This is a genomic window from Streptomyces mutabilis (assembly GCF_014649815.1).
Classification (GTDB): domain Bacteria; phylum Actinomycetota; class Actinomycetes; order Streptomycetales; family Streptomycetaceae; genus Streptomyces; species Streptomyces mutabilis.
Map to the genome: position 1 here is coordinate 1 of NZ_BMTT01000353.1, position 502 is coordinate 502.

The 502-nt window shown below is 41.8% G+C and carries 1 pseudogene; it reads right to left on the bottom strand.

Annotated features, from left to right (window positions below):
• Positions 1-502 (bottom strand): annotated as a pseudogene (carB, locus tag IE142_RS40625) (carbamoyl-phosphate synthase large subunit); the annotation flags it as partial.

Below are 502 nucleotides of genomic sequence, written 5' to 3' on the forward strand. Positions count from 1 at the left end.
TCTTTGCATGCATCTCTTGGACTGAAATAACATCAATAGTAGGATCAGCACTCAATGACAGTGTTGTCGCAAATCCGCCATTTAATGTAGTGTCATAGTGAACTTTATATTGTAATGCACTACGGCGGATCAGTTTTGAATCCTCAATAGCGTGGCGACCGGCAGTCGTATTGACAATATAGTCATACTCACCATTTTTAATTCTATCTTGAATATGAGGCCGCCCTTCATTCACTTTATTCACTAGGCGAGGATTGATACCGGCTTCCCCCAAGACAATGGCAGTACCATGTGTTGCATCTAATTCAAAACCATTTTTCAATAGCTTAGTTGCTAAATCAACGACACGTTTTTTATCACCTTCGCGAACCGAAAGTAGCGCTCTTCCTTTTTTCTTCATGGTGGAATTGCTACCTAACATCGCTTTAGCAAAAGCTTGTGCAAAAGTAGCACCAACCCCCATCACTTCACCGGTAGATCGCATTTCAGGCCCTAAAATAGG